Origin of the sequence: Streptomyces sp. CB01881, assembly GCF_002953255.1 — a bacterium.
Taxonomy (GTDB): Bacteria; Actinomycetota; Actinomycetes; order Streptomycetales; family Streptomycetaceae; genus Kitasatospora.
Genome location: NZ_CP026498.1, coordinates 10,183,508 through 10,196,807, shown reverse-complemented (window position 1 = coordinate 10,196,807; position 13,300 = coordinate 10,183,508). Strand labels below are relative to the sequence as shown.

Genomic DNA, 13,300 nt, shown 5'->3' with positions numbered 1-13,300 from the left:
GGCCGGTGGTCGTCGGCCAGCGGCCGGCAGCCGGCAGCCGGGGCGCGGGACCGTATGCCGGGCCCGTGCCCGGGGCCGCGCCCGGCCGCCGTGGGTGGAGGAACACCGCGGGTTGATGGATGATCGTTGCCGACGACCCTCCGGCCCCGGCCGGCCCCGACCCGTACGGTGGTGGATCCGCGACATGAGCAATCTCGATCTCAAGCCCGCCCCGACCCCCTGCGGTGGCCGGACCGGCACCGGTCCGGTCCGGGAACTGCTGACCGGACGCCAGGTCCCGCTCGGCGAGAGCACCGTCGTGCGTCGTCTGCTGCCCAACCTCGGCCGCCGGATGGTCGGCGCCTGGTGCTTCGTCGACCACTACGGCCCGGACGACATCGCCGACGAGCCCGGCATGCAGGTCCCCCCGCACCCGCACATGGGACTGCAGACCGTGAGCTGGCTCCACCAGGGCGAGGTCCTGCACCGCGACAGCCTCGGCAGCCTCCAGACCGTCCGCCCCTACGAGCTGGGCCTGATGACCTCCGGCCGGGCGATCTCCCACTCCGAGGAGTCCCCGCGCCCGCACGCCCGCTTCCTGGAAGGCGCCCAGCTCTGGGTCGCCCTCCCGGACGCCCACCGCCACACCGCCCCCGCCTTCGAGCACCACGCCGAGCTGCCCGTCGTCACCGCCCCGGGCCTGCGCGGCACCGTCATCATGGGCACCCTCGACACGGCCACCTCCCCCGGCACCGCCTACACCCCCCTGGTCGGCGCCGACCTCGCCCTCACCGAGGGCGCCGACCTCAAGCTCCCCCTCGAACCCGGCTTCGAGTACGCCGTCCTCTCCATGTCCGGCAGCGTCGACGTCGACGGCGTCCGCGTCGAACCCGGCTCCATGCTCTACCTCGGCAGCGACCGCCGCGAACTCCCCCTCCTCGCCCGCACCGACTCCGCCGTCCTCCTCCTCGGCGGCGAGCCCTTCGAGGAGAAGCTGGTCATGTGGTGGAACTTCATCGGCCGCTCCGGCGACGAGATCGTACAGGCACGGAACGACTGGGAGAAGAGCTCGCGGTTCGGTGAAGTGCACGGCTACGACGGTGCCCGCCTGCGTGCGCCAGGGCTCCCCGACATCCCGCTCAAGCCCCGTGGTCGGGCGCGCTGACCTGCGGTAATACCGGCGTGCGGGCTGCGTGCGAGGCGGTGGCCTCGTGCGCGGTACCTGCACTCGAAGGTGGCCTCCAGAGCTGTCTCACGGCCTTGCCGGCATGGGCGGAAGAGCCGTCGAATTCTCATGTCCGGCTGGGTGCGACAGGGCCTGGTCGGATCGGTGCTGACATTTTGCCGACTTTCCTGACGGGTAATCAGGTAGGCCCGTCTCGATGCCCGAGGCCGTCGACCGCCCCGGATGTCTGCGGCGATCGAGGGAGTGTGCCGGCCTGTGAACGTTCGGGGATGCGGATCGCCGACTGGTACAGGCAGGAGGTGCCGCTCGGTCGTGGCGGGATGGGCGAGGTCTGGCAGGCCCACGACTCGCGGCTGGACCGCGAGGCCGCCATCAGGTTCCTCGTCCCGCACCTGGCCGCCAGGGGCAGTGCCCTGGAGAGGTTCCGTCGGGAGGCCCGGGTCAGCGCCTGGCTCCAGCATCCCGGCATTGCCCAGATCTTCGACAGGGGGGAGCAGGACGGAAAGCCCCACCTGGTCATGGAGCTGATCAGTGGGCGCAATCTCGCGGGTGTGCTTCGGGAACAGCCGTCCGGACTACCCGTTGAGCAGGCCGTGGGCCTGGCAGCCCAGGTCGCGGCCGCCCCCGCGCCTCGGCTTGCTCCGGGCGGGCATTCCCGAGGATCTCGACCGTCTGGTGTCTGTGCTGCTCAGCAAGGAACCTGCGGATCGCCCGGGGGGTGCCGGAGCCGTCGCGGAGCGGCTCAGGGCAGTGGGCCGCGGCCGTTCCGACCCGGCGCTCCGGGGCCGAGGTCGTTCTGGCGCTGTAACACAACGAGCGGTGTCGGCCACGGCGGGGAGGCGGCGGTCAGGGCGAGGCAGAAGGCGGTGGCCAGGACGGCCAGCGAGGTACGACGGGTGGGTCGGGACGCGGGCACGGCGAGCTTCTTCACAGAGCTTGAGGTGGGGTGGGTGCGGGGGACGCGCTCGCGGCTCGTCGGGGCACGGCGGCATCAGGGCATGGCTGCGCCGGGGCAGCGCGGCGCGACGACGGGGTCGAGCGGGTCGTTGCAGCGGCGGTGGTGCGGAACTGCTACGCGGAGGGCGGGAGTTCGCCGGATCCGCGGGGGATGAGGCGGGTGGGGACGGTGACCGTGCGGGCCCGGGTGCGGTCGCCGTCGAGGCGGGCCAGGGCGATCTCGGCCGCGGCGGTGCCGATGGCGGCCGGGTCCTGGGCGACGGTGGTGATGGCGGGTTCCAGGACCTCGGCGAACGGCAGGTCGTCGAAGGAGACGAGTGCGACGTCGCGCCGGCCGGCCCGGGTGGTGCCGAGGACGGTGCCCATGGCGGCGAAGTTGTTGGCCGCGAGGATCGCGGTCGGCGGCTGCGGGTCGCGCAGCGCGCGCTGGACGGCGTCGGCGGCCTCGGCCTCGGTGTGGCCGTCGAGGACGAGCGTGCGGTCGTAGGGCAGGTGCGCGGCGTCGAGCGCCTCGCGGTAGCCGGCGAGGCGCTCGCGGCGGGTGTAGAGGGTGGCGGGGCGATCGCCGACGAAGGCGATCCGGCGGTGGCCGGCGGCGATCAGGTGGGCGGTGCCCTCGCGGGCGCCGTCCCGGTTGGAGCTGACCACGCTGTCGGCGGTGAGGCCGGCGCCGGGGCGGTCGATGAAGACCACCGGCATGCCTCCGGCCCGGGCGGTGCGCAGGTGGGCGTGGTCGGCGCCCGCGGTGGGCACCACCATCAGCGCGCTGACCCGGCGAGCCAGGAAGGTGGTGATCAGCGCCCGTTCCCGGTCGGGGTCGTCGGCGCAGGAGCCCATCAGCAGCGTCAGTCCGCGTTCGCGCACGACGCTCTCGATCCCGCCGGCGACGGAGCCGAAGAACGGGTTGCCCATGTCGGGGATGATCAGGCCGACGGTGCTGTCCGGGCCGCCGACGCGAATGTTGCGGGCCATCAGGTTGGGCTGGAAGCCGAGCTTCTCGACCGCCGCCATGACCTTCTCCCGGGTTTCCCGCGAGGTCGGCCCGTCGCCGTTGAGCACCCGCGAGACGGTCTTGGCGCTCACGCCGACTTCCCGGGCGACATCGTTCAGCGTGGTGCGACGGGGCGCGGCCATGGACCACCGTTCCGGCTTCGTCGGGCGCGGGCCCCGCTGTGGTGGGCGGAGCCCCCGCGCGGACTTCTCTGGTCAGTTCGAGCGGATTCCGGCCGCCTCGGCGGCAGCGGCATCCGCGACGACAGTACCGCCGCGCTCCGGGTCGACGGTGAGCGCACCGGTCATGATGGCCACCACCTCCGCCATGGAGTAGTCGGACGGCTTGATCAGGGCCTCGCGCCGGCCCATCCGATGGACGTGGATGCGGTCGGCGATCTCGAAGACGTGCGGCATGTTGTGGCTGATCAGGATGACCGGCAGCCCCTTGTCGCGGACCCGGCGGATCAGGTCGAGCACCTGGCCGGACTCCTTGACGCCCAGCGCCGCGGTGGGCTCGTCCATCACGACGACGCTGCGGGCCCAGGCGACCGAGCGGGCCACCGCCACGGCCTGGCGCTGGCCGCCGGAGAGCGTCTCCACCGGCTGGGTGAGCGAGCGCAGGCCGATCTTGAGGTCGGCCATGTGGGCGGCCGCCTCCTCGCGCATCCGCTTCTTGTCCAGCATCCGCAGGACGCTGCCCAGCGGGCCGGGCCGGCGCAGCTCCCGGCCGAGGAACATGTTGGAGGCGATGTCCATCGAGGCCGCCACCGCGAGGTCCTGGTACACGGTCTCGATGCCGTGCGCGCGGGCGTCCTGCGGGCCGTTGAAGCGGATCACCTCGCCGTTCAGGCGGATCTCGCCCTCGTCCGGGGTGACGGCGCCGGTGAGCGCCTTGATGAGGCTGGACTTGCCGGCGCCGTTGTCGCCGATGACGGCCAGCACCTCGCCGGGCAGCAGGTCGAAGTCGGCGCCGTCGATGGCGGTGACGTGGCCGTAGCGCTTGACCAGGCCCCGGGCCTGGATGACGGGAGCAGTGGTGGCGGTGGAGGTGCTCATCAGCGCATCTTCTTCCGGGAGATCTGGTCGACGGTGACGGCGAGGATGACCAGGACGCCGGTGATCAGGGTCTGGTAGATGGAGGCGACGCCCATCAGCTGGAGGCCGTTGCGGAACACGCCGACGATGAGGGCGCCGATCAGGGAGCCCAGGACGCTGCCGCGGCCGCCGAACAGGCTCGTGCCGCCGAGGACGACGGCGGTGATGCTGTCGAGGTTGTCGGTCTGCCCCGCCTGCGGGTCGCCGACCCCGGTGCGGGAGATCAGCAGCAGCGCGGCGAGGCCGTAGATCAGTCCCGCGATCGCGTAGAGGCCGATGGTGAGGCGGCCGGTGCGGATGCCGTTGAGCCGGGCGGCCTCGGGGCTGTTGCCGAGCGCGTAGACGTGGCGGCCCCAGGAGGTGCTGCTCAGCAGGTAGGCGAACACGCCGAACAGCGCCAGGGCGACCAGCGAGCCGTAGGTGACGTCGGTGCCGCCGAGCGGGAACGTCTCGCCCAGGAAGGTCAGCGCGCGGGGCAGGTCGCTGACGGTCTGTTCGTTGGAGTAGATGTGGGTGAGCGCGAAGGCCACGTTCAGCATGCCGAGCGTCACGATGAACGGCGGCAGCGGGATCAGCTTCACCAGCAGGCCGTTGAGCAGCCCGAAACCCGCGCACACCGCCAGGCCCAGCGCGATGGCCACCAGCGGCGGGACGGTGCCCTCGGCGGCCATCTTCGCGATCACGATCGAGCCGAAGGCCATCACCGCGCCGCAGGACAGGTCGATGCCGGCCGTCAGGATGATCAGCGTCTGCCCCACGGCCAGCGCACCGACCACCATCACCTGCTGGATGATCAGGGAGAAGTTCCCGCCGGACAGGAACTGGTCCGTCATCAGGGAGAAGAAGGCGCAGGCCAGTACGAGCGCGGCGAGCGGGCCCGCGATCGGGGCCGTCGCCAGCCGCCGCAGCGTCGACGGCCCGGTCAGGTTTCCGTACGGGACGGTGGATGTGGTCATGTGAGGTCCTTGCCGGTGGAGCGGATCGGGAGCGCCGAGCGGGCGGCGTCGCGACGAGTGGGAGCGGTCCGGGCCGGGTCGGGGCAGGGGATCCGGCCCGGACCGCTGGTTCAGCGGGGCGCGGATCAGCCCCAGCAGTTCTCCAGGCCGTAGGCGGTGTCCTTGGCGTCGACGCCGGCCTGCGGCTTGTCGGTGATCAGGTTGACCCCGGTGTCGGTGTAACCGATGGGCTTGACGCCGGACTTGGCGTAGTCGGCGACGGCCTTGACGCCCTGCGCCGCCATCACCAGCGGGTACTGCTGGGAGGTCGCGGCGATCTTGCCGTCCTTGACGGCCTGGGTGCCGGTGCAGCCGCCGTCGACCGAGACGATCAGGACGTCCTTCTCCCGGCCCTTGGCCTTCAGCGCCGTGTAGGCGCCCAGCGCGGCGGGCTCGTTGATGGTGTAGACGACGTTGATGTCGGGCGCCTTCTGCATGCAGTTCTCCATCGCGGTCTGGCCCTTGGCCTGGTCGCCGCCGGTGTCCTGGGAGCAGACCACCGACGGGTCGCCCTCCGGGACGCCGAAGCCCTTCAGGAAGCCGTCGTGGCGCAGCTGCCCGACGGCGACGCCCGGCGCGAGGTCGAGGGTGGCGATCTTCGCGGTCCTGCCCGCCATCGCGGCCTTGGCGTACTGGCCGATCAGCACGCCTGCCTTCTCATTGTTGGTGGCGAACAGCGCGTCGGTGCCGTCCTGCGGGTCGGTGGGGCTGTCGAGGGCGATCACCAGGACGCCCTTGTCCCGGGCCTTCTTGATCGCGGGCAGGATCGCCTTCGAGTCGCTCGGGGTGATCAGGATGCCCTTGACCCCGGCGGCGACCATGTTCTCGATCGCCGCGATCTGGCCCGCGTTGTCGCCGTCGAACTTGCCCGCCGCGGTGCTCAGCGTGACGTCGTTCTCCTTGGCGGCCTTCTGCGCGCCCTCCTTCATCTTGACGAAGAACGGGTTGGTGTCGGTCTTGGTGATCAGGCCGACCTTGACCGGGCCGGAGGAACCGGCGTCCGCGGATCCCTTGGAGCCGGAGCCGCACGCGGTCAGCGTGAGGGCCAGACCGCCGGCCAGCAGGCAGGCCGCAGCTCTGGTCAGGGTGGTGCGGGAGGTGAGGGACATGGTGGCTCCTGGGAGTGCGCCCCGAGTGGACAGGGCGGGGGATCAGCAGCAGACGATGTCATCGTTGACTTATGTCATCGTTGACATTGGCTTGGGAGTGATGATGAAGTCTGCGCAACCCGGACCACAAGCCCCGTCCGCGTAACGACTGCGTAACGCGACCGCAATCCCCGCGCCGCCCGGCGAACAGCCGACCGGCCGCCCCGCCGTACCTCGTCAGTGCGTCCGGTTCGCCCCTGTTCTCCCCAGAATCCGAAAGGCGCAACGATGGCCCAGCGCCCGATCGCCGTCCTCGGCGAGTGCGTCGCAGACGCCTTCGCCGATGCCCTCCAGCCCCGCCCCGGCGAGCTCGCCCTGCGCGTCCTGCCGGGCGGCGGGCCGGCCAACACCGCCGTGGCACTGGCCCGGCTCGGCACCCCCACCCGCTTCCTCGGCCGGATCTCCTCCGACGCTTTCGGCGCGCTCTTCCGCGCCCACCTCGCCGCCTCCGGCGTCGACCTGTCCGGCATCGTCGCCGCCGCCGAGCCCAGCACCCTGGCCATCGCCACCTTCGACCCGCACGGCCAGGCCCAGTACTCCTTCCACGCCGAGGCCACCGCGGACTGGCAGTGGACCGACGCCGAACTCGCCGCCGCCCGCCCCGAGGACGCGGCCTGCCTGCACACCGGCTCCCTCGCGCTGGTCCGCGCCCCCGGCGACGAGCGGATCGAGGAGATGCTGGTGCGCGCACGCGCCGGCGCGACCGTCTCCATCGACCCCAACGTCCGCCCGCTGCTGGTCGATCCGGCCGTCTACCGGCAACGGCTGGCGCGCTGGTGCACACTCGCCGACGTCCTGCGCCTCAGCTCCGACGACCTGGAGCTGCTGATGCCCGGCGTCACGCCCGAGCGCGCCTGCGACGCCTGGCACCTGGCCGGGGTCCGGCTGGTGGTGATCACCCTGGGCAGCCGCGGCGCGCTGGCTTCGCTCGACGGCGTCCGGATCCCCGTGCCCGCGCCGCGGGTCGAGGTCGTGGACACCATCGGCGCCGGCGACTCGTTCACCGCCGGCCTGCTCCACCGGCTCTCCCTGACCGGCCGCCTCGGCGGACGACTGGAGCAGCTGACCGCCGACGAAGTGGCCGACGCCTGCCGGTACGCGGCGCGGGTCGCCGCGCTGACCTGCTCGGTCGCCGGCCCGAACCCGCCCCGGGCGCACCAGGTGGAGTCCGTTCCCGCGGTCGCCCCCTGAGCGTAGCCCCCCGCGCCACCTCCCACCCGCCGCCGACGGAAAGCGATAGGCATGAAGAAGACCCTGCTGGCCGAGTTCACCGCCAAACCCGGCTGCGAGGAGCAAGTCGCCGCCCTGGTCGCGGACTTCGCCGCCCTGGTCCGGGCCGAACCCGGCAACCTCGCCTTCGACGTCTACACCAAGGCGTCCGACCCCCGCGCCTACTGGATCTTCGAGGAGTACCGGGACGAGGACGCCTTCGCCGAGCACCTCGCCGCGCCCCGCGGGAAGCCCTTCAACGCCGAACTGACGCGAATGATCAAGGAGGACGCCTCCGTGCTGACCTTCCTGAACCCCGCCGGCTGAGCGGGCGCCCGTCGCCGCCCGGATGCCCGTGCAGGGCCGTCCCGGGCGGCGCTCGGCATGCCCGCGCGCCGTACCGCGCCGCAGTGAAGCCCCAGTTCACGGGAGGGAGACTCCGTGGGCACGAATCCGTAACGGGCTGTTCACACCTGCGGCCCCGTGCGGGGATCGTCATCGCAGCCCTATTGCCCAAACGTTTTGGCAGGACGAGTGAAACGAGTCGGAATCAAGGACGTGGCCGCGGCGGCGGGCGTGTCCGCCCCGACGGTCTCCCACGTCCTCAACGACGTCCAGGGCAAACGGATCAACGCCGAACCCGGCAGACCGTCCTGGCGGCGGCCGAGCGCCTGGGGTACCTCCCGAACAACCTGGCCCGCGGCCTGCGGCTGAGCCGCTCCTACACCGTGGGGTTCCTCAGCGACGAGATCGCCACCACCCCGCACGCGGACAGATCATCAGGGGCGCCCAGGAGGCCGCCGCCGACCGCGGCCTGCTGCTGCTCATGCCCGTCTGGCAGGGCGTCGGCTTCCACATGGTGATCTGGCTCTCCGGGCTGCAGACCATCTCCGCGGACCTGCACGAGGCCGCCGCCATCGACGGCGCCGACCGCTGGGCCTGGTTCCGGCACGTGACCTGGCCCGGCCTCCGCGCCACCCGCACCTTCGTCCTGATCACCATCACCATCGACGCGCTGCGCCTGTTCACCCAGGTCAACGTCATGACCCCGGGGCGGCCCGCCGGACTCCACCAGCACCGTGGTCTACCAGGCGGTCCACGCCGGCTACGAGCAGCAGCAGACCGCCTACGCCTCCGTCTCCCTGGTGTTCTTCGTGCTCGTGCTGGCCGTCTCCCTCATCCAGCGCTTCCTCACCCGGGAGAAGGACTGACATGGCGACCACACCCACTCGTTCCCCGGCCGCCGGGCCCGGCCGCCTGCGGCGGACCTGCGCCGGCTGCCCGGGCACGTGCTGCGCAGCGCGCTCGCCCTGGCCTTCGCCTTCCCCATCGTCTTCATGCTGATCTCGTCGTTCAAGCCGGACCAGCAGATCTTCGCCGACCTCGGCAACATCAGGGTGTTCCTGCCGGTGGGTCACCTGTCGTTGGGCAACCACACCGCGGTCCTCGACCGGGTGCCGGCGGCGCCCCCGACCAGAATGTCGGGGGATCCGCCGTCACACCAAGGCTGAAGCGTACGACCGAAACTCGTCGACTTCACCTATGCGGCGGGGTTCGTGGGCAGGAGTCGGGCGAGCCAGTCGGTGCGGGTTCGGCGGGCTGTGGCCGAGATGTGTGCCTGCGGGTACAGGGCGTCGAATCCGTGGAAGCCGCCTGCCCAGACGTGGAGTTCGGCCTGGCCGCCGGCCGCCCAGATGCGGGTGGCGTAGTCGGTGTCCTCGTCTCGGAAGACTTCGGCGGAGCCGGTGTCGATGTAGGTGGTCGGCAGGCCCGCGAGGTCGTCGGCCAAGGCGGGTGAGACGTATGCGGGCACCTCGGCGTCGGTGAGGTCGCCGAGGAGGCAGCGCCATCCGAATCCGTTCATCTCGCGGGTCCAGACGCCGGGCCCGTTCGAGTACTGGAGGCTGGAGGTGGTGGTATTGCGGTGGTCGAGCATGGGGCCGATCAGGACTTGGGCGGCGATCGTCGGGGTGCCGAGGTCGCGGGCCAGCAGGGTGACGCCGGCGGCGAGGCCGCCGCCCGCGCTGGCGCCTGCGACGATGATCCGGGCGGGGTCGATGCCCAGTTCTTCGGAGTGTTCGGCGATCCAGAGCAGTCCCTGGTAGCAGTCGTCGACCGGGATGATGCCGGTGGCCTCGGGCGCGAGCCGGTAGTCGACGGAGACCACGACGGCGCCGAACTCGTCGAGCCACTCCAGCGGGATGTCGATCTGTGAGAAGCGGTCGCCCATGACCATCCCGCCGCCGTGCATCCAGTAGACGCAGGGTACGGCGGTGGCGCGATCGGTGTTCGCGGGGCTGAAGACGGACAAGGGGATCGTGGTGCCGTCCGGACTCGCAGCGGTGACCTCGCGCCGGTCGATCGCGCGACCTTCGAGGAGGGGTTCGACGGGCATCGCGGAGAAGGGGCGTACCTGCGCCAGCACTTCCGGGCTGAGCTGGGACATCAGCGGCATGTCGGCCAAGAGTTCATGCAGTTCGGGGTCGAGGGCGGGTCGTGTCGTGGTCATGGTCGTTGCCTTTCGTGGGTGGTGGCGGGACGGTCGGGCGAGGAGGGGGTCGCCTCGGCGGGCACCGCGGCGGCCTGGGGTGTGGGGTGTTCAGCGGGTCAGAAGGCGGCCTTGCCGCGGACCGGCACGTAGTCGGTGTACTCGGACTCCTTGGCCAGCAGTCCGCCGATCTGCGCCACGATGGCCTGGGCGGCCTCGCCGGCGAAGATCCGGTGGTGGTCCTCCTCGCTGGTCCAGCCCTCGGTGACGTGGACGACGTCGGGGGCGGACGCGGAACGGGAGACGAGGTAGACCACGCAGTACGCGCTCGCGCCGGGGCTGCCCTCGTGCAGGCCGGTCAGCAGCAGGTCGACGAGCCGGTCGCCCATTCCGGGCCTGGCGGTCAGGGTGGCGTTGAAGCCGTACGTGGCAATCATGGAGGCCTTCTTCTGCGTTGATGGAGTGAGGTGATTCCATTCAATCGCCGTGACCTGCTTAAACGTTAGAACGATGCTCGCTGGTACTTGCACGATCCTCGCGAGTACGGGAATTGCAGCACGGAACAGTGCTGCAATGGACGCATGCACCTCGAAGAGCTCCGCACCCTGCTGGCCCGGCATGCCCGGCCCGACTGGACCACCGCCATCGACGGCGTCCTCATCTCCAAGGTCGACCGGCCGGATCCGCCGGCGCCCTCGATGTCCGGCACGGTGCTCGCAGTCATCGCCCAGGGCGCCAAACGCCTCGCGCTGGGCGACCGGGTCTACGCGTACGGCGCCGGGCAGTACCTAGTCGCATCCGTCGACCTGCCCGTCACCGGACAGTTCACCCAGGCCGCCCCCGAGCAGCCGGCCCTCGGCTTCGGCCTCACGCTGGAACCGTCCGCCGTCGCCGAACTGCTGCTGCAAGCCGGTCCCGGCGACACCCCCCGCCCCGCCGGAGGCACTCCGTCGGGGATCGCCGTCAGCGACGCCCCGCCCGCGTTGCTCGACGCGGTGGTCCGGCTGCTGCGCCTGCTCGACGAGCCCAGCGACCGCGCCGTACTGGCCCCGCTGGTCAAACGCGAGATCCTGTGGCGCCTGATCACCGGCGAGCAGGGCGCGACGGTGCGCCAGCTCGGCCTCGCCGACAGCGGCCTCAGCCACGTCGCCAGGGCCGTGCGCTGGATCCGCGAGCACTACGCCGAGCCCTTCCGGGTCGAGGACGTGGCACGGCTGTCCGGGATGAGCGTCTCCGCGTTCTACCGCAACTTCCAGGCGGTGACCGCGATGAGCCCCATCCAGTTCCAGAAACAGATCCGGCTCCAGGAGGCCCGGCTGCTGCTCGCCACCCACCCGGGCGACGTCACCGGAGTCGGCCACCGCGTCGGTTACGACAACCCGTCGCAGTTCAGCCGCGAGTACCGCCGCCAGTTCGGCGCACCTCCGAGCCGGGACGCGGCCCGCCTGCGAAGCACCGCAGGTGTCCTTCCTTGAGCGGCCGGACCATGAGGGAGGATCGTGCAAGACGAAGCGACGATAGTTCTACTATTCCAGCAGGTCAAAGCGATTCAATGGGATCACCCGTTCTTCCGCAGGGCAGGAAAATGCCTGTCCATCCGCGGATCCCACTGCATCGCAAGGATCACCGCATGAAGACAGTTCTGATCACTGGTGCCTCATCCGGATACGGACGGGAGACCGCCCTGTACTTCCACTCGCAGGGGTGGAACGTCATCGCCACGATGCGCACGACGCGTGCGGGCGTCCTGCCCGAGTCGGACCGGCTCCGCGTCGTCGAACTCGACGTGACCAAGCCCCGGACCATCACCGCCGCGTTCGAGGCGGCCGGGCCCATCGACGTCCTGGTCAACAACGCGGGCGTCCCGTTGATCAGCGTGTTCGAGGGCACCCCCATGGCCCGAGTGCGGGAAGTCTTCGAAACCAACACGTTCGGCGTGATGGCGACGACGCAGGCGGTGCTGCCCCAGTTCCGCGAGCGCGGCTCCGGCGTGGTGGTCAACGTGACCTCCAGCGTGGTGCTGGGCCACATGCCGCTCTCGGCCGTCTACAAGGCAAGCAAGATGGCCATCGAGGGGTTCACCGCATCCCTCGCACTCGAGCTCGCGCCCTTCGGTGTGCAGGCCAAGACGGTCGAGCCGGGCGCCTGCCTGACGACGAACTTCGCGGCCAACGCGACGAAGGGCGCCTCGCTGGACGAGCTGGTCCCGGCGCCCTACGCACCATGGGCGAAGAAGGCCATGGGCGACTTCACGGGCCAGGACCTGTTCACCAAGGAGAGCGACGTCGCCGAGACAGTGTGGCGAGCCGTGCACGACACGACGGGCCAGCTGCGATTCCCCGCCGGCCCCGACGCGGTCTCGCTCTCCCAGGCGAAGTGATCAGCCAGCAGGAAAGGTCACGCCGCACTGACACCAGGAGCCGGCCCCGCGCCCACGTACCGGGTCGGCTCGCCGTCGGTGGCGTCCTTGTCACGCAGCGGGCGCATCCCGCCGGGCAGCACGGGCAGCTTGAACGAGTACCGGCCGAGCATGTTGATGTGCTGCCGCACGAACGGGGAAAGGCGGGCGACGTCCTCGTCGCGAACGTCGAACCCGTCCGTGCGCAGCTGGTTCACAGCGGCGTCCATGTACCGGGTGTTGAAGAGGACGACGGCGTTCAGGACCAGGCCCAGCGCGCCGATCTGGTCCTCCATGCCGTCCTGGTAGCGCTGGTAGAGCTGTCCGGAACGGCCGTGGAAGATCTTCCGGGCGAGGGAGTGGCGGCCCTCCTGGAGGTTGGCCTGCGCCTTGATCTGGCGGCGGTAGCCGGGCTCGTCGGCCAGGCGCAGGATGTGCAGGCTCTTGGCGATCCGCCCGTAGTGCGCGATCGCGTCTCCCAGCGGGGCCGGCCGCCCGTCCCGCGACAGCATCCGGATCACGCCGTGTTCAGGTGCGGCTGTCAGAGATGACGGCTGTCGTGTCGACCTGGTGGCGGACGCGCTGATGAAGCCGGGAAGGCTGGACGACTCCGAACGCCGGTACGGGACGGTCCGGGTGGCGGCCGACGACAGCGGCAGCGCTCGGCATGGATTTCCCGACCGTCCCCCTCTTGCCGCTGGAGCAGCCGGTCCTCGTCGACGGGCACGCCGTCACGTTCTGGAAGTACATACCTCAGCCCGATCATCCGGTCGCAGCACAACATCTCGCCGCTCCGTTGAGGATGCTCCACCAGCTTCCGGCCCCGCCGTTCCCGCTCCGGTGACACCGTCG

15 protein-coding genes and 1 pseudogene are annotated in these 13,300 nt (G+C 71.0%); 8 read left to right on the top strand and 8 right to left on the bottom strand.

What is annotated here, in order from left to right:
* Window positions 1-184 precede the first annotated feature (184 nt).
* The gene (locus C2142_RS33870; RefSeq protein ID WP_148646613.1) at window positions 185-1,144 is read left to right on the top strand and encodes a pirin family protein; all 960 of its coding nucleotides are present in this window, start codon (window positions 185-187) and stop codon (window positions 1,142-1,144) included.
* 1,092 nt (window positions 1,145-2,236) lie between these two features.
* On the opposite strand, the gene C2142_RS33860 is transcribed toward C2142_RS33870, so the two are convergent.
* From C2142_RS33860 to C2142_RS33845, 4 genes are all read right to left on the bottom strand, one after another.
* On the bottom strand, window positions 2,237-3,256 hold the full coding sequence (locus C2142_RS33860; RefSeq protein WP_148646611.1) for a LacI family DNA-binding transcriptional regulator: 1,020 nt from the start codon (window positions 3,254-3,256) through the stop codon (window positions 2,237-2,239).
* Window positions 3,257-3,328: 72 nt separating this feature from the next.
* Complete coding sequence (locus tag C2142_RS33855) at window positions 3,329-4,171, bottom strand: ATP-binding cassette domain-containing protein (RefSeq protein WP_148646610.1); 843 nt, start codon at window positions 4,169-4,171, stop codon at window positions 3,329-3,331.
* Window positions 4,171-5,166, bottom strand: coding sequence for an ABC transporter permease (locus C2142_RS33850; RefSeq protein ID WP_148646609.1), 996 nt, complete (start codon window positions 5,164-5,166; stop codon window positions 4,171-4,173). The genes C2142_RS33855 and C2142_RS33850 overlap by 1 nt, the downstream gene beginning before the upstream one ends.
* Window positions 5,167-5,291: 125 nt before the next feature.
* Window positions 5,292-6,314 carry a sugar ABC transporter substrate-binding protein gene (locus tag C2142_RS33845; protein ID WP_148646608.1) on the bottom strand — a complete coding sequence of 341 codons (1,023 nt, stop codon included), beginning with the start codon at window positions 6,312-6,314 and terminating at the stop codon, window positions 5,292-5,294.
* A gap of 267 nt (window positions 6,315-6,581) precedes the next feature.
* On the opposite strand from C2142_RS33845, the gene C2142_RS33840 reads away from it, so the two are divergent.
* From C2142_RS33840 to C2142_RS33830, 3 genes are all read left to right on the top strand, one after another.
* Window positions 6,582-7,544 carry a carbohydrate kinase gene (locus C2142_RS33840; protein WP_148646607.1) on the top strand — a complete coding sequence of 321 codons (963 nt, stop codon included), beginning with the start codon at window positions 6,582-6,584 and terminating at the stop codon, window positions 7,542-7,544.
* A gap of 51 nt (window positions 7,545-7,595) precedes the next feature.
* Window positions 7,596-7,889 carry an antibiotic biosynthesis monooxygenase family protein gene (locus C2142_RS33835; protein WP_148646606.1) on the top strand — a complete coding sequence of 98 codons (294 nt, stop codon included), beginning with the start codon at window positions 7,596-7,598 and terminating at the stop codon, window positions 7,887-7,889.
* Between the two features lie 207 nt (window positions 7,890-8,096).
* Window positions 8,097-8,276 (top strand): LacI family DNA-binding transcriptional regulator, encoded by a 180-nt coding sequence (locus C2142_RS33830; protein ID WP_206671071.1) that lies wholly within the window; start codon window positions 8,097-8,099, stop codon window positions 8,274-8,276.
* Window positions 8,277-8,283: 7 nt separating this feature from the next.
* On the opposite strand, the gene C2142_RS40795 is transcribed toward C2142_RS33830, so the two are convergent.
* The gene (locus C2142_RS40795; protein ID WP_241002932.1) at window positions 8,284-8,640 is read right to left on the bottom strand and encodes a hypothetical protein; all 357 of its coding nucleotides are present in this window, start codon (window positions 8,638-8,640) and stop codon (window positions 8,284-8,286) included.
* Between the two features lies 1 nt (window position 8,641).
* Here C2142_RS40795 and C2142_RS41795 point away from each other — a divergent pair, with 1 nt between their 5' ends.
* On the top strand, window positions 8,642-8,773 hold the full coding sequence (locus C2142_RS41795; RefSeq protein ID WP_277347290.1) for a hypothetical protein: 132 nt from the start codon (window positions 8,642-8,644) through the stop codon (window positions 8,771-8,773).
* Between the two features lie 78 nt (window positions 8,774-8,851).
* Window positions 8,852-9,073 carry a hypothetical protein gene (locus C2142_RS33820; protein WP_148646605.1) on the top strand — a complete coding sequence of 74 codons (222 nt, stop codon included), beginning with the start codon at window positions 8,852-8,854 and terminating at the stop codon, window positions 9,071-9,073.
* 29 nt (window positions 9,074-9,102) lie between these two features.
* Here C2142_RS33820 and C2142_RS33815 read toward each other — a convergent pair whose 3' ends face one another.
* Complete coding sequence (locus C2142_RS33815) at window positions 9,103-10,071, bottom strand: alpha/beta hydrolase (RefSeq protein ID WP_148646604.1); 969 nt, start codon at window positions 10,069-10,071, stop codon at window positions 9,103-9,105.
* A 98-nt stretch (window positions 10,072-10,169) separates the two neighbouring features.
* Window positions 10,170-10,487: an antibiotic biosynthesis monooxygenase gene (locus C2142_RS33810; protein WP_148646603.1), complete on the bottom strand. Its 318-nt coding sequence runs from the start codon at window positions 10,485-10,487 to the stop codon at window positions 10,170-10,172.
* 144 nt (window positions 10,488-10,631) lie between these two features.
* Here C2142_RS33810 and C2142_RS33805 point away from each other — a divergent pair, with 144 nt between their 5' ends.
* Both C2142_RS33805 and C2142_RS33800 read left to right on the top strand, forming a co-directional pair.
* Window positions 10,632-11,525 carry an AraC family transcriptional regulator gene (locus C2142_RS33805; RefSeq protein WP_148646602.1) on the top strand — a complete coding sequence of 298 codons (894 nt, stop codon included), beginning with the start codon at window positions 10,632-10,634 and terminating at the stop codon, window positions 11,523-11,525.
* Window positions 11,526-11,680: 155 nt separating this feature from the next.
* Window positions 11,681-12,430, top strand: a complete 750-nt coding sequence (locus tag C2142_RS33800; protein ID WP_148646601.1) for an SDR family oxidoreductase — start codon at window positions 11,681-11,683, stop codon at window positions 12,428-12,430.
* Between the two features lie 17 nt (window positions 12,431-12,447).
* On the opposite strand, the pseudogene C2142_RS33795 reads toward C2142_RS33800, so the two are convergent.
* A pseudogene (locus C2142_RS33795) lies at window positions 12,448-12,975 on the bottom strand (Tn3 family transposase); the annotation flags it as partial.
* Window positions 12,976-13,300: the final 325 nt, after the last annotated feature.